The sequence below is a fragment of the Arthrobacter sp. CAN_A2 genome, assembly GCF_015752045.1.
Lineage (GTDB): Bacteria > Actinomycetota > Actinomycetes > Actinomycetales > Micrococcaceae > Arthrobacter_D.
Window position 1 is genome coordinate 78,500 of the sequence record NZ_JADOUS010000005.1, and the last position, 20,105, is coordinate 98,604.

Genomic DNA, 20,105 nt, shown 5'->3' on the forward strand with positions numbered 1-20,105 from the left:
CCGTATGGGACCCCACCCCTGTGATAACGCTCACAGACGCCACAGCGAGCACAAACTTACCCGAGGCAACACACCCTGAACAGGGACATTCGGCCGTGTTTCCCAGAATTTTCACAGGATATTTACGAGGAGCCGAAGGGGTGATAATGGAACAATGCGTGCCGGCCTCCTGATCCGCCTCCCCCAGGTGGAGTGGCAGGACCGCGAACGCCGGCACCGGGACCGGGTGGCCCGCTTCGCGGAGCCCTACCTGGAGCGGCGATCGCACGGTGTCAGGCACCCGGTGGAGGACTTCCTCTTCACCTACTACAACCAGAAGCCGGGCCGGCTCATGCGCTGGCACCCCGGAGCCGGTGTGGTGCTGACCGGAGCGGCCGCGTCCGATCGGGTCGACTGGAAGCACTACATCGCCGCGGACGGCGGGGTGCGGGTGGACGCGCAGCGCTTCGCGATCGAGAGGCGGGACGCCGTCGACTTCGCCCGGGTGATCCTCGCCCGCACCGCGGCCCGGCCTGCGCAGTTCGGCTGCTTCGGACTCCACGAGTGGGCGATGGCCTACCGGTCCGCCGTCAACGGCGTGCGCCACGAATACCTGCAGCTGCGCCTCGGCGCGGACGGCACCGACGACGTCGTCGACTCCGCGCGGATCCGGTGCACGCACTTCGACGCCTTCCGCTTCTACGCCCCTGAGGCGGTGCCCCTCAACGAGCACACGCCCACGCGGGAGACACAGCGGGACCTCGAGCAGCCGGGCTGCCTCCACGCCAACATGGACCTGTACAAGTGGGCATACAAGCTCTCCCCGCTGCTGCCGAGCGAGATCGTCATGGATTGCTTCGAGCTGTCCTGGCGCATCCGGACGATGGACATGCGGGCCTCGCCGTACGACCTCGCGGACTGGGGCTACACGCCCATCGCGATCGAGACGGCCGAGGGCAAGGCGGAGTACGTCCGGCTGCAACGCGGCTTCGCCGAGGAGTCCCAAGCGCTCCGGACGCGGCTCCTCGGGCTTCTCGACGCCGCACCGGACACCCCCTAGGCGCGCCGGACGGGACACTCCGCCGTCGTCCTTCGTTGTCCTACCGCCAGCCGTTACGCTGGGGAGCCAGCCGAAGGGGACGCTATGACCAGCACCGATCCGAGACGGGCCGCCGGCCGTGAATTCCGGGCCGCCCGGCGCGTCCTGCTTCCCCTCGTAGCGCTCTCCCTCGCCCTCTCCGCCTGCACCCAGGGCCCGCCAGCCGAACCCGATGAACAGGAGACCGCCGTGCAGTCCTCCACCCCCGCGCCGGACGACAGCGCGGCGCCCAGCCCGGCGCCCGGCCCGGCGACCTCCGCTCCGCCGGCGGCATCGACGCCCCCGGCCACCTCCGCGCCCTCCGGTCCGTCGGCCTCGACGAACGCCATGCTGACCATCTCGATCCGGCAGGACGACGCCTCGGACCCCGTGCAGTACGTCCTCGAATGCGTCGACGGTACGCCCGGCCCTGCCACCACGCTTCCGGACGCCGACGCCGCATGCGCGACCCTCACGCGGATCGGCACCGCCTTCTTCACGGCTCGCCCGAACAAGGACGTGGTCTGCACCCAGCAGTCCGGCGGCCCGCAGACCGCGAGCATCACCGGCGAGCTCGACGGCACGTCCGTCCTCGCGTCCTTCGCGCTGACGGACGGCTGCCAGATCTCACGCTGGAACAGCGTGAAGGACCTGCTGGGGGCGCCCGGCGCGCAGTAGGCGGGCGTGCCGATCCCGCCGCACGGGCCTGCGGGGAATCCCCGCTAGACTTGGACCGCAAGCTCGCGGAGCGCCGGTATCAACCCAGATGCGGCGTGAGACGGCACTTCCGGGCTACTGCATTTAATGCTGGAACCCCCAGCACTTGCCGCTCACGCACAGGAGTTGCCGGATGCCCCGGATCGTTGTCGACGTCATGCCCAAGCCCGAGATCCTCGACCCGCAGGGTAAGGCGATCGCCGGAGCGCTCCCCCGGATCGGCCTCACCGGTTTCGCCGGGGTCCGCCAGGGCAAGCGTTTCGAACTGACCGTGGACGGTGACGTCACGGAGGAGATCCTCGAGCAGGCCCGCCACGCCGCGACCACGCTGCTGTCCAACCCGGTCATCGAGGACGTCACGCGCGTGGAGGTCATCGAGGAGGACGGCCAGTGACCGCCTCCAACCTCGAGACCCCGCTCATCGGCGGCACCCGGCCCGCCGCAGCCGCCAGCGGTGACCGCGCGCTCGACGGCGTGAGGGTCGGCGTCGTCACGTTCCCCGGCTCGCTCGACGACCGCGACGCCGTCCGCGCCGTCCGCCTCGCCGGCGGCAGCGCCACCCAGCTGTGGCACGGTGACCACGACCTGCAGGGCGTCGACGCCGTCATCATCCCCGGCGGCTTCTCCTACGGCGACTACCTCCGCGCCGGCGCCATCTCCCGCTTCGCACCGCTCATGGAGCAGATCACGGCGGCCGCCTCGGGCGGGGCGGACGCCCTCCCGGTCCTCGGTATCTGCAACGGGTTCCAGGTCCTCACGGAGGCGCACCTGCTGCCCGGCTCCATGATCAAGAACAACCACCTGCACTTCATCTGCCGCGACCAGCGCCTGCGCGTCGAGAACGCCGACACCTTCTGGACCTCGGACTACGCGGACGGCGAGGAGATCGTCATCCCGCTCAAGAACCAGGACGGACAGTTCGTCGCCGACAACCGGACCCTCGACGAACTCGAGGGAGAGGGCCGCGTGGTCTTCCGCTACGTCGGCGGCAATCCCAACGGCTCACGCCGCGACATCGCCGGCATCTCGAACATCGCGGGCAACGTCGTCGGACTCATGCCGCATCCCGAGCACGCGGTCGAGGCCGGGTTCGGCCCGGACTCCTCGGCGCGCGGCGCCGTCGAGGTCCGCGGTGGCACCGACGGGCTCGGCATCTTCACCTCGGTACTCAAGAAACTGGTGGGCTAAGTGACTGCAGGAACAACGTCCCGGGCGTTCAACATCGACACCGTCGCGAACGCGGAGGCCACCCCCGGCCAGGCGCTCCCCTGGGCGGAGCTCGGGCTCAAGGAGAACGAGTACCGGCGTGTCGAGGAGATCCTCGGGCGCAGGCCCACCGGCGCCGAACTCGCCATGTACTCGGTGATGTGGAGCGAGCACTGCTCCTACAAGTCCTCCAAGGTGCACCTGCGCCAGTTCGGCGAGAAGGTCACCGACGCCATGAAGGAACACCTCCTCGTGGGGATCGGCGAGAACGCCGGCGTCGTCGACATCGGCGACGGCTGGGCCGTGACCTTCAAGGTGGAGAGCCACAACCACCCGTCCTTCGTGGAGCCCTACCAGGGCGCGGCCACGGGTGTGGGCGGGATCGTCCGCGACATCATCTCCATGGGCGCCCGCCCGGTCGCCGTCATGGATCCGCTGCGCTTCGGCGCGATCGACCACCCCGACACCGCGCGCCTCGTGCACGGGATCGTCGCGGGCATCGGCGGCTACGGGAACTCCCTCGGGCTGCCGAACATCGGCGGCGAGGTCGTCTTCGACGCCGTCTACCAGGGCAACCCGCTGGTCAACGCCCTCGCGGTCGGCGTGCTGCGGCACGAGGACATCCGCCTCGCCAATGCCTCCGGCGCCGGCAACAGGGTGGTCCTCTTCGGTGCCCGCACGGGCGGCGACGGCATCGGCGGTGCCTCCGTGCTGGCCTCCGAATCCTTCGACTCCTCGAAGCCGTCCAAGCGCCCCGCCGTCCAGGTGGGCGACCCGTTCGCGGAGAAGGTCCTCATCGAGTGCTGCCTCGAGCTGTTCAAGGCCTCCGTGGTCGAGGGCATCCAGGACCTCGGCGCGGCGGGCATCTCCTGCGCGACGTCGGAGCTCGCCTCCAACGGCGACGGCGGCATGCACGTGGAGCTCACCAACGTGCTGCTCCGCGACCCGTCGCTCACGCCGGGCGAGATCCTGATGTCGGAGTCGCAGGAACGCATGATGGCGGTCGTGACGCCCGAGAACGTGGAGGCGTTCGAGGCGATCATGGACAAGTGGGCCGTGGAATTCTCGTGGCTGGGCGAGGTCACCGACACCGGCCGGCTCATCATCGAATGGGACGGCGAGAAGATCGTCGACGTCGACCCGCGGACCGTCGCGCACGAGGGCCCCGTCTATGAGCGCCCCTACCACCGGCCCGAGTGGCTCGACGGCGTCCAGGCGGATGCCTTCGCCGCCTCCGCTGCCGCCGAGCGTCCCGCCGACCTGCGCGAGGCCGTCCTGGAACTCATGGCATCCCCCAACATGTGCGCGAAGAACTGGGTCACCGACCAGTTCGACCGGTACGTCCAGGGCAACACCGCCCTCGCCATGCCCGACGACGCCGGCGTGGTCCGGGTCGACGAGGAGACCGGCCTCGGGGTCGCCATCTCGACCGATGCGAACGGCCGCTACTCCTTCCTGAACCCCTACGAGGGGGCGCGCCTGGCGCTCGCCGAGGCGTACCGGAACGTGGCGACGTCGGGCGCCGAGCCGCTCGCCGTCACCGACTGCCTGAACTTCGGCTCCCCCGAGGACCCCGAGGTCATGTGGCAGTTCGCCGAGACCGTCCGCGGCCTCGCCGACGCCTGCCAGGAGCTCGGCGTTCCCGTGACCGGCGGCAACGTCTCGCTGTACAACCAGACCGGCGGCGTCGCCATCCACCCCACCCCCGTGGTCGGCGTGCTCGGCGTGTTCGACGACGTGGCCCGGCGCACGCCGTCGGGCTGGCGTGAGGACGGACAGGCCATCTACCTGCTGGGCACGACGGCGGACGAGCTGGACGGCTCCGAGTGGGCCAACCTGCGCGGACACCTCGGCGGGCAGCCGCCCGCGCTGGACCTCGCGGCCGAGAAGACGCTCGCGGCGATCCTCGTCAACTGCTCGCGGGACGGCATGATCGACGGCGCGCACGACCTCTCCGAGGGTGGCCTCGCGGCCGTCCTGAGCGAGATGGCGCTGCGCTTCGGCGTGGGTGCGCGGATCGGGCTCGACGAGCTGTGCGAACGTGACGGCATCGACGCGTTCACCGCACTGTTCAGCGAGAGCCAGGCCCGCGCCGTCGCCGTCGTCCCCCGCTCGGAGGAGGTCCGCTTCAACGACATGTGCACGGCACGAAACTTCCCGACCCTCCGGATCGGCGTGGTGGACACGGAGAACCAGGCCCTCGACGTGCAGGGATACTTCACCCTGCCGCTGGACCGGCTGCGCGAGGCCCACGAGGGGACGCTGCCGAAGCACTTCGGCTGAGCGCGTGCCGGCGGAAACCGGCGTCGCGGCCGACGGGGCGCGACGCCGGTAGTGCTCCCCGCCTAGCCGAAGTGCGCCTTCGAGATCAGTCCGTGCACCCCGACCGTCCGGTCCACGACCTGCGACACCGCGAAGTCCGCCGCCGCCGAGAGGTACGCGTAGGCCACCGCGCGGTCCATACCGCGGTCCTGCTGCAGGAAGTCCAGGGCGTTGATGATGGCGCGGCGCATGGCGACGTTCAGGTCGCCCGAGACGCCACCACCGGCAAGTCCGTCCGGATCGGACAGGCCGATGGGGATCCATGCGTCCTTCGTCTCACCGAAGGGGTAGGAGTACGCGACCGAGGGAGCATCGCCCGAGCCGGGCTTGCACACCGTCAGCCGGAAGGTCCCCCGCAGCGAGCCCTCCATCGCGGTGAGGGCCACCTCGCCGTCGCCCATGCCCATGTGCGGATCCCCGACGTAGAAGAGCGCGCCCGGAGCCTTCACCGGCAGGTAGAAGGTGGACCCCGCGCCGAGATGGCGGATGTCGATGTTGCCTCCGCCGAGCGTCGGCGGGACGGAGTTCGCCTCGGGTGCCGTGAGGCCGTCGGCGTCCGCGAAGGCGACGCCCATCATCCCCATGAAGGGCCGCAGCGGGAACCGGACGGTCATGTCACCGCTGGTCATCACGCCCTTGCCCTTCTCGATTCGCGTGAACACGGACACGTTGCCATAGTCCGAGGGGATGCCCGATGCCCGGTTGTCCGTGGCTACCGGCGGCATGACCTCCTCGAGGGTGATGCCCGCCGGGGGCGTGGGTCCGGGCTGCACCGCGAGGCCGCCCTTCCCGTGCCGGCTGGACACCACTCCCTAGGGGACCCGGGGGACCGCCTCGAGGGTCTCGATCTTCAGCACGTCGCCGGGTTCGGCGCCCTCGACGGCGATCGGACCGGTGACGATGTGCGGGCCGTCGACGTCGAAGCGCCGTTCCGTCCGACGGTAGCCGGCGGCGATGTCGACGGCGTCCTCGAGGACCGACGACCGACCGACGCCCAGCGCGCCGAAGTACTCCAGCGGGTCGCGGCCCTGGTCCTCGAGGATGCCCTCGTGCGAGAGGGTGTCGATGGTGACCGTCCGGCCGGACCGGATCGTCATGACGGGTGCCGCGTCCACGGTGGGCACGTAGCCCCAGAGCACCTCGTCGGGTGTGGAGGAGAGGTAATGATCGCCGCGGATCCTGCCGCGTCCCGGCTGCAGGATGTCGACGGGACCCTTCCCCGCGGACCCGTTACCCGGCGCGCCGGGGGCCCTGCCCGGTCCAGCCGGCACACGCCCGGCTCCGGGCCCGGTCGCGATCGCGGGCGGCGCACCCGCGACCGAGGCGGCGGAAAGCGCGCCGAGGGCGGCGACCGGCCCCATGAACTTCCGTCTGCCCAATCCGTCCGTCAGCACCTCGGCAGCTTCCTGCCCCACTACGTCAGCCATGCTGGCTCCTCTCCGGGTCGTGGAGCTTCTCAAGCTAGCGCCGGGGCGTTACGGGCCCGTTTCAGATCCGAGACGGCAGGAAGTCCGCTGCGGCGGGGGCGGGGGACCGACGCCGGGGGGACCGGCGCCGGTGCGAACCGGCGGGAAGGCTAGGAACCCGCGAGCGCCCGCGCGGCCTTCACGTACCGCGCCAGGACGTACCGCTGGGTCAGCCGGGTCACCGGTGCCATGAGCCGGAACAGGAGGCTCGCCGGCACGCTGTAGGCGGAGCAGATGAACAGCAGCCGGTTGTCTGCCGTCAGTTCGGCGTAGAACCCCTCCTCGCCCCGCACCGGGTGGCCGGGCAGCGTGCCGTAGCCGAATCCGCCGCGCTGGCCCGGGACCGCCCTGCCGGCGCCGTCGAGCTGCGGCGTCCGCGACCAGATGACCCTGCACGGAGCCTTGATCCGTGCAGGGCCGATCCCGAACCCGGAGACGACGCGGACGCCGGGCGCGGCCCGCACGGCGTCGGACTCCATGGTGAGCCCGGCCCCGCGGTGCAGCTCCCAGGCCAGGATGCCCTCCGTGAGGGCGATGAAGGCGGCCGAAGGATCCTCGGTCGCGATCTCGTGGGATTCCACCATCACGGTGTAGCCGCCGGGCCAGCCGCCCTCGAGGGACTCGGGGAAGGGCCTGTCCGTCGCGCCGCGTTCCTCGTACGTGAACTGTTCCATGCATGCCTCTTCCCTCGATGCCTCAGTGCCGGGACTCCCTGCCGAACGGGTCCGGTCCCAACCTAGTGGACCGGCAACGGACCGGCGGGCGCAGATCGACGAGCAGTGGCAGGATGGAGGTCCAGACCGGCCCGGACGCGCCTACGACGTCCGCCCCGCCGATCGGCAGGAGAGGCGGGAGCACCATGGCACGAGGGACGGGCAAGTCGGGCAGGGATGCGGCAGGGAAGGCGTCGGACGCCGCGGAGGACGCCGCCAATTCGAAAAGCTTCGAGGTCGCGGCCAGGGCCGGCTATGTGGCCGCCGGGATCCTGCACATCCTGATCGGCTTCATCGCCCTCGGCCTGGCGCGCGGCGGCTCCGGTGAAGCGGACCAGAGCGGGGCGATCGGGCAGCTGGCCGGCAGCCCCGGCGGCACGGCACTCCTGTGGTTCTGCTTCGTCGGATGCATCGCGCTCGCCCTGTTCCAGTTCAGCGAGGTGTTCTTCGGCGCTAAGGGACGCCAGGGCAAGGACAAGCTCAAGGTGCAGGCCAAGAGCGGTGGGCAAGCCGTGGTGTACGCCGCGATCGGCGCGACCTTCGGGCGGTACGCGCTCGGCGGATCGAGCGACAGCAGCAGCAGTGCGAGCTCGCTGAGCGCCTCCCTCATGTCCAACCCGGCCGGAGCCGCGCTCCTCCTCGCCGTCGGCATCGGCATCCTCGTGGTCGGTGGATACTTCATCTACAGCGGGGCCACCCGGCATTTCCTCGAGAATCTCCAGGGCCTCCCCTCCGGACAGGCCGGCACCGCGGTCGTCGTCCTCGGCGTGGTGGGGTACATCGCCAAGGGCTTCGCCCTCGGGGTCCTGGGCGTCCTCGTCATCGTCGCCACGGTCACGAACAACCCCGAGCAGTCCACGGGGCTCGACGGCGCCCTGAAGTCCCTGCGCGACCAGCCCTTCGGCGTCTGGCTCCTCGGCGCCCTGGCCGTGGGCCTCGTGGCGTACGGCGCCTTCATGGTGGTCCGGTCGAAATACCAGCGCATGTAGGCGTCAGAGACCGAGCGCCGGCGCCTCCATCGCAGGACACGTGTCCATGACGACGTCGAGCCCCGCCTCCGCGGCACGGCGGGCGGCGTCCTCGTCGATCACGCCGAGCTGCAGCCACACCGCCTTCGCGCCCACCGCGATCGCCTGGTCCACGACGGCGCCCACGCGGGACGAGTTCACGAAACAGTCGACGACGTCGATCGGGCCCGGGATGTCCGCCAGCCGGGTGTACCCCTTCTGGCCGTGGACGTCGTCGCCCTTCAGGCTCACGGGGATGATCTCCATCCCGAGGCCGTCCTGGAGGAACCGCGACACCCCGACGGCGGCACGGCGCGGATTGTTCGACAGGCCCACCACCGCCCACCGGCCGTGCCCGGTGAGGAGCCTCCTGATGACCTGCGGATCGTTCTGGTGTGCCACGACGCCTCCCGGTGTTTCCTGCCATTGTTACAGCGTTTGTTACACGCCCCATTTTGCTCCCGCGGGACGCCGGGCGTTTCATAGGAGTGACCATCCCGAGCGGCTGAGAGACCTGGATCAGTGAAGCCGCAGCAACCCTGGTCGTCCGCATCCCCCTGATGCCGGACGATATCGAGGCCCGAGCCAAGGGAACCACCGCACATGGTGGCCAAGGCTCGGTCCGTAGGGTGCTACCGCCAGGACCGATGGAGACACCATGACCGCACTTCTGGCACCCGGCAGCACCCACTCCCACCACAAACAGGCCCTCGGCGTCCGCTTCGCCGGGCTCGGGCGCAGCTTCGGCCCGCCCGCGAACCGCCGCACCGTCCTGCGGGACGTCACCGTGGACGTGGAACCCGGCGAGATCCTCGCCATCCTCGGCACGAGCGGCTGCGGCAAGTCGACCCTCCTGCGCGCCGCCGCCGGACTCGACATCCCCGACAGCGGCCAGGTCCTGATCGACGGCACCCCCGTGAGGGGCATCGACGAACGCTGCGCCGTCGCCTTCCAGGAACCCCGGCTGCTGCCGTGGCACACCCTGCAGGCCAATGTGGCGATCGGACTCCCGAAGTCCTCCGGCGCCAGCGCCGGCAAGGCGAAAGTCCTCGAACTGCTGAAGCTCGTGGGGCTCGACACCTTCGCGAAGCACCGTCCCCGCGAGGTGTCGGGCGGCATGGCCCAACGGACCTCGCTCGCACGTGCGCTGGCCCGCAACCCCGGTGTCCTGCTCCTCGACGAACCGTTCGGCGCACTCGACGCGCTCACCCGCATCAGGATGCAGGACCTGCTCCTGGACATCCACCGCGCGCAGCCCACCACGGTGCTGCTGGTCACGCACGACGTCGACGAGGCTCTTCAGCTCGCCGACCGCATCCTCGTGCTCGGCCGCGCGGAGGGTGACGGGCCCGAGGGTTCCACCGTCGCCGAACTCGTCACCGTCCCCGGCGACCGCCCGCGCGACCGCAATTCGGCGGACCTCGGCGCCCTCCGCAGCACGCTGCTGTCGATGCTCGGCGTCACCGGCCACTAGGCCCACCAGGCCCACCGCCCCACCCCTCCCGCAGCGTCGTCGTACCGCGCTGCCGCCCTGCCTCTTCTCCCGCACCCTCCACCAAAGGACCACCATGAACCGCCGCGCCCTCCTGCCGACCCTCGCCCTCGCCACCGCCCTCTCCCTCAGCCTCAGCGGGTGCCTCGCAGGCGAGAACGCCTCCGACACGCAGGCCGCCGACGGCGGCGGGACGCAGGGCGGCGCGCTCAACATCGACTTCGCCACCTACAACCCGCTGAGCCTCATCATCAAGGAGCAGGGCTGGCTCGAGGACGAACTGGCCGACCAGGACATCACCGTCAACTGGGTGCAGTCCGCCGGATCGAACAAGGCCAACGAGGCCCTGCGCGCCGGGGCGATCGACGTCGGGTCCACCGCCGGGTCGGCCGCGCTGCTCGCCCGCTCCAACGGCTCCCCGATCAAGGCGATCGACATCTACTCCCAGCCCGAGTGGGCAGCCCTCGTGACCCTGCCCGACTCGGGCATCACGAGCGTCGAGGACTTGCGCGGCAAGTCCGTCGCGGCTACCCGAGGGACCGACCCGTACTTCTTCCTCCTGCAGGCGCTCGAGGCCGCGGGCGTGGACCAGTCCGAGGTCACCATCGAGAACCTGCAGCACGCCGACGGCCGTGCGGCACTGGCCAGCGGCGCCGTCGACGCCTGGTCCGGCCTCGACCCGATCATGGCCGCCGCCGAGCAGGACGGCGCGCAGCTCTTCTTCCGGGACATCGACTTCAACTCCTACGGCTTCCTCAACGCCACGGAGGACTTCCTCGCGGAGAAGCCGGACGTCGCCCAGACCGTCGTGGACGCCTACGAGAAGGCCCGGGAATGGGCGAAGGAGAATCCCGAGGAGACCGCCGCCATCCTCGCGGAGGTCGCGGCGATCGACCCGACGGTCGCCGAGTCGGTCATCATCGACCGCACGAACCTCGACGTCGATCCCGCCCCGGGCGACGCCCAGCGCAGCGTCCTCGAGAAGATCGGCCCCGTGTTCGTCGAGACCGGCGACGTGCAGACCCAGGAGCAGATCGACGAAGCCCTGGACTCCCTGTTCGACGCCTCGCTCGTCGAGAACGCCGATCCGGCGTCCATCGGCTCCGATTCATGAGCGCCGACCACGCGACGCCGGTGAGCGCGCAGGGCCTGAAGGCGATCGGCGCGTCGGTGACCGGTCCCGGGACGCAGAACGACGCGGGGCGCGGCAGGGCGGTCCGGCGCACCGGCGCCATCCTGCTCGGGCTCATCGTCCCCGCCCTGATCCTGCTCGCCTGGCACCTCAGCACGGCGTCCGGCTTCTTCCGCGCGTCGCAGCTCCCCTCCCCGGCGTCAGTCCTCGCGGCCGCCGTCGACCTGATCGAACGCGGACAGCTCGCCACGCACATCCTGATCTCCACCCAGCGGGTGGTCCTCGGCTTCGTCATCGGTTCCCTGCTCGGCGTGCTCGCCGGTGCCCTGCTGGGCCTGTCCCGCATCGCGGACGTCCTGCTGACCCCGACCGTGGGCGCGCTGCGTGCCGTGCCCTCGCTGGCCTGGGTCCCGCTGCTGGTCCTGTGGATCGGCATCAACGAGGACTCGAAGGTCACCCTGATCAGCATCGGCGCCTTCTTCCCCGTCTTCACCACGCTCTACCTCGGCCTGCGGCACGTGGACCGCAACCTGGTCGAGGCCGCCCGCGCCTTCGGGCTCAACGGCATCCGCCTGCTGACCACGGTGCAGCTGCCCGCCGTCGTGCCCGCCCTGTTCTCGGGCCTCCGCCTGGCCCTCGCGCAGTCCTGGCTGTTCCTCGTGGCCGCCGAACTCATCGCCTCGTCGATGGGGCTGGGCTTCCTGCTGACGGACTCCCAGCAGACGGGCCGCGTGGACCGCATCATCCTCGCGATCATCCTGCTGGCCGTGATCGGCAAGACGACGGACGCACTCCTCGGCATCGCCGAACGCTGGGCGGTGCGACGGTGGGCGTAGGCACGGTGGGAGCAGACACGGTGGGAGCAGACACAGACACAGATCCAGGCACGACGACGGACGGGACGACCGCGCCCCGGGAGGAGGCCGAGCGCCTCGCGTTCTGGGCGGAGCAGGCCGCCCGGCTTGAGTGGGCGACACCCTGGCACACCGTGCACACCTTCGAGCGGGCGACGCCGCAGGCGGACGGGACGCTCAGCGTCCCCACCATCGAGTGGTTCGCCGGGGGCACCCTGAACGTCGCCGCGAACTGCGTGGACCGGCACGTCCGGGCCGGTCGCGGCGATCGCGTGGCGCTCCACTTCGAGGGTGAACCCGGGGACCGTCGCACCGTCACCTACACGGATCTGCAGGACGAGGTGTCGCGGGCCGCGAACGCTCTGCTCGCGCTCGGCATCGGGACGGGCGACCGCGTGGTCGTCTACCTGCCGGTCCTCGTCGAGACGGTGGTCATCACGCTCGCCTGCGCACGGATCGGCGCCGTGCACTCACTGGTCTTCGGCGGCTTCTCGGCGGAAGCGCTCCGCTTCCGCGTCGAGGACACGGGCGCCAAGCTGCTGGTCACCACCGACGGCCAGTTCCGGCGCGGCTCCGCCGTGCCCGTGAAGGACAACGCCGACGCCGCGGTGGCGGGGACGAACAACATCGAGCACGTCCTCGTGGTGCGCCGCACGGGGTCGGACATCGGCTGGACCGAGGGCCGTGACGTGTGGTGGCACGACGTTGTCGACACCGCGTCACCGTGCCATGAGCCGGAGGCGTTCGACGCCGAGACGCCGCTGTTCATCATGTACACGTCGGGGACCACCGGGAAGCCCAAGGGACTGGTCCACACCTCGGGCGGGTACCTCACGCAGGCGTCCTGGAGCTTCGAGCACCTCTTCAGCAGCCCCGACCCGGCGCTGCGCGACCAGGACGTCCACTGGTGCACGGCCGACCTCGCCTGGGTGACCGCACACACCTACGAGCTGTACGGGCCGCTCTCCAACGGCGCCACGCAGGTGCTCTACGAGGGCACCCCGAACACGCCGCATGCGGCACGCCACCTCGAGGTCATCGAACGCTACGGCGTCACGAGCTACTACACGGCGCCGACCCTGGTCCGCTCCCTCATGGGCTGGTTCCCGGACGGCGTCCCGGGCTCCTACGACCTCTCGAGCATCCGCGTGCTCGGGACGGTCGGCGAGGCGATCAACCCCGAGGCATGGCGCTGGTTCCGCCGGAACCTCGGCCGCGACGAGGTGCCCGTCGTCGACACCTGGTGGCAGTCCGAGACCGGCGCCACCGTGCTCTCCCCCAGCCCCACTGATGCCGACTTCAAGCCGGGGTGCGCCGCCCGCGCGCTGCCCGGCGTCAGCACGCGCATCGTCGACGAGGAGGGCCGTCCCGTCCCCCCGGGCGTGCAGGGCCTGATCGTCCTGGACCGGCACGGCCCGGCCATGGCACGCACCGTCTGGGGCGACCCGCAGCGCTACCTCGACTCCTACTGGCGGGCGTTCGCCGCGCAGGGCTGGTTCCTGGCCGGTGATGGCGCGCGGCACGACGACGACGGCGACACCTGGATCCTGGGCCGCGTGGACGACGTCATCAACGTCTCGGGCCACCGCCTGTCCACGATCGAGATCGAATCGGCGCTCGTGGCCCACCCCCTCGTCACCGAGGCCGGTGCCTGCCCCGTGCCCGATCCCCTGACCGGCCATGCCATCGCGGCCTTCGTGGTGCTGGCCGCGGGCACGGATCCGGACACGGATGTCACCTCGACGCTCCGCGCCCACGTCGCCGCCGCGATCGGGCCGATCGCGCGGCCGTCCGCCGTCGTCGTGGTGCCCGATGTGCCCAAGACGCGCTCCGGCAAGATCATGCGCCGCCTGCTGACACAGCTCTACGCGGGCTCGCCGCTCGGGGACACCACGTCCCTGCAGAACGAGGGGTGCATCCCCGGGATCCAGGACGTGCTATCCCGTCGCTGACGCTTCTCCGGGGAAGAGGAGTTAAAAGAAGGAAGCGGCAGGGCCCCGTCCAAGCACCTGCCGCTTCCCGCGTGTGGTTCGTTCCGGTGTCAGCCTGCTACCCGGACGAAGGATGCTCCCGGGAGGTCCGAGAGGGAGTGCTGCATGGTGAGGTTCGCCCCGTTCATGCCGCTGCTGATGACCTGGCCGCCACCGGCGTAGATCGCGACGTGGCCGGCGGTGATGACGAGGTCGCCCGGGGCGGGGCTTCCCACGGTGGGGCCGAACTGGAAGAACTGCGAGGGGCCGAGATCGCCGGCGGCGATTCCGGCGGAGCGCAGTGCCTGCTCCACCAGGATGGTGCAGTCCTGGATGGCACCGGCGGCGAGCTGGGACTGGGCGGAGGCCAGGAGGGTGCCCGCGACGCCGCTGGAGGCTACGACGGGGGTGATCTCGGCGGAGGCCAGGTACACGCCCGACTCGGGAGCCGCGGACACGGCCGGAGCGGGGGTGACAACCGCGGCCTGCTGGACCGGCGCCGCGGGAGCAGCTGCAGGAGCCACGAAGGCCGCGGGTGCGGCCACGGGCACCGACACCGTGACGGCGGGGGCCACAGCGGCGCCGCCCGTCGGGATGGTGATGGTGTCGCCCGGGAAGATGATCGATGCGACGGACAGTCCGTTGGCCGTGAGGACCGCGGTCAGGTCGGCGCCGTAGCGTGCCGAGACGGCGCCCAGCGTGTCGCCTGCGACGACGGTGTGCGTCGTCGCGGTGGCGCCTGCGGCAGGAGCTGCGACGGCAGCGGGTGCCGCCGGTGCTGCGGGAGCTGCGACGACCGCGGGGGCCGTCGTCGTGCCCTGCTCGGTGTACTCACCGGCGTGGGCGGCACCCACGGTACCGAGCGCGAGGCCCGAGGTGACGGCGACGATAGCGACGGGGCGGCCGACGGCGGTGGCGTGAGCCTTGGCGGCGCGGGACAGGCCCTGCAGCGCGAGATTGCCGTCGATGTCGGCACGGTGGCGCGCTGAAGTGATGTTTCGTGACATGGTTCTATACCTCTCCCATGCCTGCGGGGTGAGCTGTCGGGTTCGGATGGGAGTCACCCGGTCGGGCATCACCGAGAGGTGATGCGATGCGACTTAACCCCAGGGACGGCCGGCAGGTGGCCCGGCGCATCCCAAAAAAACTGTGGTTCCCCCGTCCCTGCCTTCGTGTTTCGAGCGAGTCTTGGTCGGCGGCAGGGCTCGGCAATCCGTCCAGGAGCGCCTCACGGTGGCGGAGGCACGTGCCGACCCTACCCAGCACCCTGCCGGTTTGTCACATTTGAATAACGGGAGGTAGGGTGCCCCCTCAACCCCGCAGTGCCCGCCAGCGACGGACGGCGAGGAACGTCCCCACTGCGCTGAGCGCGAGCAGCACCGACTGCTGGACATAGAACCAGTCCGTGACCGCCGCTCCCGGGGCGCCCGCCGCGACCATGATGCTGGTCGCGAGGACGAGCGTCAGCACGGCGCCGACGTACCAGAGCGTCTGCCACAGTCTTCGCTCCTGTGCACGGCTCGCCATTCTCCAGTCCTCCACCCCTCCAGCCTAGGCGTCGCACGGGTGCCCGCGCCGCCGCGCGCGACGCCGTCCGCAAGGCCGACCTCACACGGGGACACATGGTTTGGTTCTGCAGCGGCTCGGTGTCAGACTCGACCCGACCATCCCGAGCGGCCGAGAGATCTGGCTCATTGACGCCGCAGCAACCCTGGCCTCCGCGTTCCCGCGGCGACAAGAGGGTGCTACCGCCAGACCGATGGAGGAAATCATGAGCATCCCCCCAGCCGCCTCCGGCACCCAGCCCGACCCTCGATCCACCGTCGCAGTACCCGAATCCAGCAAGGCAGGTGTCTGATGGCAGATCGTTCCTTCGGTTTCCGCACGCGCGCACTCCACGCCGGCGGCACTCCCGACGCCACCCACGGGGCCCGGGCCGTCCCCATCTACCAGACGACGTCGTTCGTGTTCAAGGACACCAATGACGCCGCCAACCTCTTCGCCCTGCAGAAGTACGGCAACATCTACTCGAGGATCGGCAACCCGACGGTGGCCGCGTTCGAGGAGCGCATCGCCTCCCTGGAGGGCGGGATCGGGGCGGTGGCGACGGCGTCGGGCATGAGCGCGGAGTTCCTCACCTTCGCGGCGCTCTGCCAGGCCGGGGACCACATCGTCGCCGCCTCCCAGCTGTACGGCGGCACGGTCACACAGCTCGACGTCACGCTGCGCCGGTTCGGCATCGAGACCACCTTCGTCCCCGGGACGGACCCCTCGGACTACGCGGCCGCCATCCAGGACAACACCAAGGCGGTCTACGCCGAGGTGATCGCGAATCCCTCCGGCGAGATCGCCGACCTGGCAGGCCTCGCGAAGGTCGCCCACGACGCCGGCGTCCCGTTCATCGTCGACTCCACGCTCAGCACCCCCTACCTGGTGCGCCCCATCGAGCACGGCGCGGACATCGTCATCCACTCGGCCACCAAATTCATCGGCGGGCACGGCACCACGCTCGGCGGCGTGATCGTGGAGAGCGGCCGCTTCGACTGGGGCAACGGCAAGTTCCCCATGATGACCGAAGCCGTGCCCTCCTACGGCAACATCCAGTGGTGGGCGAACTTCGGGGAGTACGGATTCCTGACGAAGCTGCGGACCGAACAGCTCCGCGACATCGGGCCCTCACTCTCGCCGATGTCGGCCTTCCAGCTCCTGCAGGGGGTGGAGACCCTCGCGCAGCGGCTGGACGAGCACCTGGAGAACGCCCAGGCCGTCGCCGAATGGCTGCAGGCCGACCCGCGGGTGGAGTACGTCAATTACGCCGGGCTCCCCACCCACGCCCACCATGAGCGTGCGAAGACCTACCTGCCGCAGGGCCCCGGCTCCGTGTTCAGCTTCGGCATCAAGGGCGGCCGCAAGGCGGGCCAGAAGTTCATCGAGTCGCTGCAGCTCGCCTCGCACCTCGCGAACGTGGGCGACTCCCGCACCCTCGTGATCCACCCGGGCTCGACGACGCACCAGCAGCTCTCGGCCGAGCAGCTCGTCGCGGCGGGCGTGCCCGAGGACCTCGTCCGTATCTCCGTGGGCCTGGAGGACCTCGAGGACATCCTCTGGGACCTGGACCAGGCCCTGGACATCGCGGCCAACGCCTCCGATGCCGCATTCGAGGACCTGCCGCAGGAAGCGGCCGGAGTGGACGACGACGATGCATCGGCAACGCGGGCAGTGGGAGTGGGAGCATGAGCGGCAGCACCGGCAACGCGACACCCGAACGGACCTGGGAGGGGCCGACGGCGCCTGAACGGCTGAACCTGCTGCGGAACGCGCGGTCGATCGCGATCGTCGGCGCATCGGACAAGCCCTCGCGGGCGTCCTACTTCGTCGCGACCTACCTGCAGTCCTCCTCCCCCTACCGCCTGTACTTCGTGAACCCGGTGGCGAAGGAGATCCTCGGCCAGCCGGCCTACGCGTCGCTGAAGGACCTGCCCGAGGTGCCCGACGTCGTCGACGTGTTCCGCAAGCACGACGACCTGCCCTCGGTGCTGCAGGAGACGCTCGACGTCGGCGCGAAGACGCTCTGGCTGCAGCTGGGATCGTGGCACGAGGACGTCGCGCGCGAGGCCGAAGCCGCGGGCCTGGACGTGGTGATGGACCGGTGCATCAAGATCGAGCACGCACGCTTCCACGGCGGGCTCAATCTCGCCGGTTTCAACACCGGTGTGATCTCCTCCAAGCGGCAGATCACCTCCTAGCGGAGATCGAACCCTCCCGCGCTCACCCCTGCGGGCTGGTCAGCGACTGGCTGGTCCGCGACTGGCTACTCGGGAGCGGACGCATCCGGCGCTGGCTGCTCCGAGGCGGACGCAGGCGCCGGCTTCCCTGGGACGGGTCGCTCTTGAGCGGGCGCATCCGGCGCTGGCTGCACCGCGGCGGACGCAGGCGCCGGCTTCCCTGGGACGGGTTGCTCGGGAGCGGGCCCGCCGGAGGCCGACTGCTCCTCTTCCGTTTGCCCGGAACCGGGCGTGGACGCCGGCCGTTCCTCGACGGGCTCCGCTGGGGGTCCGGGCGTGGACGCGGGGGCCAGGTCGGGCACGGATGTCGCCTCGCCTCCACCGGGTTCCCCGAGCAGAAGCTGGTCCGGATCCTCGTGGACGGGTGTGGCCGGGACCTGCTCAGGACGGTCCGCCTGCGCGAGCAGCCACACCCTGCCCTCCGGCGCGGGGGTCGCCCGCGCGCCGGCGGACGAGCCGCCCTTCCCCCGTGGGTCAGCCTCAGGACCGGGCGCAGCCTGCTGCCGGTCCTGCTTCATCTGCCGGACCTTGGGACCCGAGCCGCCCGCCTTACCGTTCCCGTGTCCTGTGGCCGAGCTGCCCGCCTTAGCGTTCCCGTGTCCTGCGGCCGAGCTGCCCGCCTTACCGTTCCCGTTTCCTGCGGCCGAGCTGCCCGCCTTACCGTTCCCGTTTCCTGCGGCCGGATCTCCCGCCTTACCGTCTCCGGAGACCTGGGAGCCGCCCGCCTTACCGTTCCTGGAGACCGGACCCTCGGGAGCCGGGCTGCCCGGTGCTGCGGTTCCGGACACGGGGGTTCCGGGCGCAGGGGTACCACGCACGGGGCCTCCCGACGCCGGCGTGGCGCGACGCTCCTGTCCGGGCGCCGTCGAGGATCCGGCCGGGGCGACGGGTGAAACCGCCGGCGGCACGGCGGCAGGGCGAGCGGCAGGAAGAGACGCCGCGGGCGGTGCCTGACGGGCAGGAGGGACTGCCGTGGGTGGACCAGCAACAGCCCGCGCACCCGCGGCAGCGGCCGGCGCGGTGTCCACGGGGACGAGCTGCGCGGCATCGACGGGTCCGCGCGGCGCGGCGTGCGCCACGGACCCGGTGTCCGCACTGGACGGACCGGCGTGGGCTGCCGGGCCCGAGTCCCCCTCAGCCGTCGGTGCCGGAACAGCATCCTCGAGCGAGCGGGCCGTGCCGTCGACGAACGGGGCGACGACGCTCTCGTCCCGCTCCGCCCGTGCACCGGGAAGGGGGTGCGCCCGGTCCGCGCTGTCCCGGATACTGAAGCGTGTGATCGACTCGACGGCCTCGCCGAGACTGTCGGTGAAGGCGGTGCCGGCTGCCACGCCGGACATGCCGACGCCCATCGACACGGCCAGGGCTCCGCCGATGAACGTGATGCGTCGCTTGTTGCGGCGGCCCGCGGGTGTCTTGCCTCCGGCGGCCATCAGCTGGGCGAGCTCGGCGGTCGGCTCGGGTGCGGGGCCGGCCTTGAGGCTGCCGATGGTTTCCACGGCGCGCACCAGGGCGGCGTCCGGGGGGATGCCGGCCTCGTCGAGGAGATGCAGCACGGCGTCCGGCGACGGCGTCTCACGTCCAGTCATAGCGCTTCCGATTCATTGGGTTGAACGAGTTCCTTCAGCTTGAGCAATCCCCGCCGTTGCAGCTGCTTCACCGATCCCGCGGACCTCCCGAGGATCTCCGCGACCTGGTCGATCGGCAGCTCCGCCACGATGCGCAGGAGGATGACGTCGCGCTGCTCGGTGCTGAGCTGCTCGAGCAACCCGCCGGCCCCTCCGGCGTCGAGATTGCCGAGCGCCACCGCCTCCGCGGATGCGGTGGTCCGGGTATCGCCGTCGATCTCGTAGCCCACCAGGACGGGCGTCCGCGTCCTCTTCCGCACCTCGTCCACGTAGCGCGCATGGGCAACGGAGAAGGCGAACGTGCGCAACCCCGGCAGCCCTCCGGTGACCGACCCCAGTCTGGAGAAGACCGCGAGGAAGACTTCCTGGGTGAGGGCTTCCGGGTCCTCGGATCCGCGCCCCACGAGATAGCCCAGGACCGCGGGGCTCAGCGACTGATAGATGAGGGACAGGGCCGCCGGTTCGCCTGCTTGCGCGCGGGTCAGCGCATCATCAGGCAGCGTCGGGACCACGTTTCATCTGTTCCTTGTTCGAGCGGGACGGCGTCACCATCGTAACCGTCGCCTCCCGACCAGGGCGGAGGGCCATGCGTGTACGTGCAAAAAAGGCCGCACCGGGGCCCGTTGGGGGATAAGCCTCGGTGCGGCACTTTCACTCTGGTAATCGACCGGGGGTCGGAAAAAGTTACGCCCGTCCCGTCTCTTCTCAGATTTCTTTCCAGGGCCCTACTTCAGGGCGTTCGAGGCGCGCCGCTTG

The 20,105-nt window shown here is 70.7% G+C and carries 20 protein-coding genes and 2 riboswitches; of the genes, 12 read left to right on the forward strand and 8 right to left on the reverse strand.

The annotated features are described in order from the left end of the window. The first annotated feature begins 154 nt into the window (after positions 1-154). From IWX63_RS07675 to purL, 5 genes are all read left to right on the forward strand, one after another. Positions 155-1,039, forward strand: a complete 885-nt coding sequence (locus IWX63_RS07675) for a 3-methyladenine DNA glycosylase (RefSeq protein WP_199277575.1) — start codon at positions 155-157, stop codon at positions 1,037-1,039. A gap of 84 nt (positions 1,040-1,123) precedes the next feature. Continuing rightward, positions 1,124-1,735 carry a serine protease inhibitor gene (locus tag IWX63_RS07680; protein ID WP_199277576.1) on the forward strand — a complete coding sequence of 204 codons (612 nt, stop codon included), beginning with the start codon at positions 1,124-1,126 and terminating at the stop codon, positions 1,733-1,735. 172 nt (positions 1,736-1,907) lie between these two features. After that, entirely contained in the window at positions 1,908-2,168 is a 261-nt protein-coding gene (gene purS, locus IWX63_RS07685; protein ID WP_104122380.1) for a phosphoribosylformylglycinamidine synthase subunit PurS, read from the forward strand. Continuing rightward, positions 2,165-2,962 (forward strand): phosphoribosylformylglycinamidine synthase subunit PurQ, encoded by a 798-nt coding sequence (gene purQ, locus IWX63_RS07690; protein ID WP_442859114.1) that lies wholly within the window; start codon positions 2,165-2,167, stop codon positions 2,960-2,962. Before purS ends, purQ begins: the two co-directional genes overlap by 4 nt. Beyond that, the gene (gene purL, locus IWX63_RS07695) at positions 2,963-5,263 is read left to right on the forward strand and encodes a phosphoribosylformylglycinamidine synthase subunit PurL (RefSeq protein WP_199277577.1); all 2,301 of its coding nucleotides are present in this window, start codon (positions 2,963-2,965) and stop codon (positions 5,261-5,263) included. A gap of 62 nt (positions 5,264-5,325) precedes the next feature. On the opposite strand, the gene IWX63_RS16780 is transcribed toward purL, so the two are convergent. The 3 genes from IWX63_RS16780 to IWX63_RS07705 form a co-directional block, all read right to left on the reverse strand. Continuing rightward, positions 5,326-6,108, reverse strand: a complete 783-nt coding sequence (locus IWX63_RS16780) for an acetamidase/formamidase family protein (protein ID WP_334685724.1) — start codon at positions 6,106-6,108, stop codon at positions 5,326-5,328. Between the two features lie 6 nt (positions 6,109-6,114). Beyond that, entirely contained in the window at positions 6,115-6,729 is a 615-nt protein-coding gene (locus tag IWX63_RS16785; protein ID WP_334685725.1) for a hypothetical protein, read from the reverse strand. Positions 6,730-6,878: 149 nt separating this feature from the next. Next, positions 6,879-7,442: a DUF1990 family protein gene (locus IWX63_RS07705; protein ID WP_199277578.1), complete on the reverse strand. Its 564-nt coding sequence runs from the start codon at positions 7,440-7,442 to the stop codon at positions 6,879-6,881. A 185-nt stretch (positions 7,443-7,627) separates the two neighbouring features. Here IWX63_RS07705 and IWX63_RS07710 point away from each other — a divergent pair, with 185 nt between their 5' ends. After that, a complete protein-coding gene (locus IWX63_RS07710; protein ID WP_199277579.1) occupies positions 7,628-8,470 on the forward strand; it encodes a DUF1206 domain-containing protein in 843 nt (280 codons plus the stop codon). Positions 8,471-8,473: 3 nt separating this feature from the next. Here IWX63_RS07710 and IWX63_RS07715 read toward each other — a convergent pair whose 3' ends face one another. Then, positions 8,474-8,890, reverse strand: coding sequence for a CoA-binding protein (locus IWX63_RS07715; protein ID WP_199277580.1), 417 nt, complete (start codon positions 8,888-8,890; stop codon positions 8,474-8,476). A gap of 256 nt (positions 8,891-9,146) precedes the next feature. Here IWX63_RS07715 and IWX63_RS07720 point away from each other — a divergent pair, with 256 nt between their 5' ends. From IWX63_RS07720 to acs, 4 genes are all read left to right on the forward strand, one after another. Beyond that, a complete protein-coding gene (locus IWX63_RS07720; RefSeq protein ID WP_199277581.1) occupies positions 9,147-9,962 on the forward strand; it encodes an ABC transporter ATP-binding protein in 816 nt (271 codons plus the stop codon). Between the two features lie 94 nt (positions 9,963-10,056). Then, positions 10,057-11,094, forward strand: coding sequence for an aliphatic sulfonate ABC transporter substrate-binding protein (locus tag IWX63_RS07725; protein WP_199277582.1), 1,038 nt, complete (start codon positions 10,057-10,059; stop codon positions 11,092-11,094). Further along, a complete protein-coding gene (locus IWX63_RS07730) occupies positions 11,091-11,948 on the forward strand; it encodes an ABC transporter permease (RefSeq protein ID WP_199277583.1) in 858 nt (285 codons plus the stop codon). Before IWX63_RS07725 ends, IWX63_RS07730 begins: the two co-directional genes overlap by 4 nt. 20 nt (positions 11,949-11,968) lie before the next feature. After that, positions 11,969-13,918 (forward strand): acetate--CoA ligase, encoded by a 1,950-nt coding sequence (acs, locus tag IWX63_RS07735; protein WP_334685726.1) that lies wholly within the window; start codon positions 11,969-11,971, stop codon positions 13,916-13,918. 89 nt (positions 13,919-14,007) lie between these two features. Here acs and IWX63_RS07740 read toward each other — a convergent pair whose 3' ends face one another. Together IWX63_RS07740 and IWX63_RS07745 are read right to left on the reverse strand one after the other, a co-directional pair. Further along, positions 14,008-14,943, reverse strand: coding sequence for a LysM peptidoglycan-binding domain-containing protein (locus tag IWX63_RS07740; protein WP_199277585.1), 936 nt, complete (start codon positions 14,941-14,943; stop codon positions 14,008-14,010). Positions 14,944-14,946: 3 nt separating this feature from the next. Then, a riboswitch (cyclic di-AMP (ydaO/yuaA leader) is annotated at positions 14,947-15,130 on the reverse strand. Positions 15,131-15,247: 117 nt separating this feature from the next. Continuing rightward, a complete protein-coding gene (locus tag IWX63_RS07745) occupies positions 15,248-15,463 on the reverse strand; it encodes a hypothetical protein (RefSeq protein WP_199277586.1) in 216 nt (71 codons plus the stop codon). Positions 15,464-15,597: 134 nt separating this feature from the next. Beyond that, positions 15,598-15,702: riboswitch (SAM riboswitch) on the forward strand. A 91-nt stretch (positions 15,703-15,793) separates the two neighbouring features. On the opposite strand from IWX63_RS07745, the gene IWX63_RS07750 reads away from it, so the two are divergent. Further along, positions 15,794-17,173 (forward strand): O-acetylhomoserine aminocarboxypropyltransferase/cysteine synthase family protein, encoded by a 1,380-nt coding sequence (locus tag IWX63_RS07750; protein ID WP_334685727.1) that lies wholly within the window; start codon positions 15,794-15,796, stop codon positions 17,171-17,173. Then, positions 17,170-17,682 (forward strand): CoA-binding protein, encoded by a 513-nt coding sequence (locus IWX63_RS07755; protein ID WP_199277587.1) that lies wholly within the window; start codon positions 17,170-17,172, stop codon positions 17,680-17,682. Before IWX63_RS07750 ends, IWX63_RS07755 begins: the two co-directional genes overlap by 4 nt. A 65-nt stretch (positions 17,683-17,747) precedes the next feature. Here the strand turns inward: IWX63_RS07755 and IWX63_RS07760 are convergent, their stop codons facing one another. Both IWX63_RS07760 and IWX63_RS07765 read right to left on the reverse strand, forming a co-directional pair. Then, complete coding sequence (locus IWX63_RS07760) at positions 17,748-19,310, reverse strand: hypothetical protein (RefSeq protein WP_199277588.1); 1,563 nt, start codon at positions 19,308-19,310, stop codon at positions 17,748-17,750. Beyond that, positions 19,307-19,861, reverse strand: a complete 555-nt coding sequence (locus IWX63_RS07765) for an RNA polymerase sigma factor (RefSeq protein ID WP_199277589.1) — start codon at positions 19,859-19,861, stop codon at positions 19,307-19,309. The genes IWX63_RS07760 and IWX63_RS07765 overlap by 4 nt, the downstream gene beginning before the upstream one ends. Positions 19,862-20,105 lie beyond the last annotated feature (244 nt).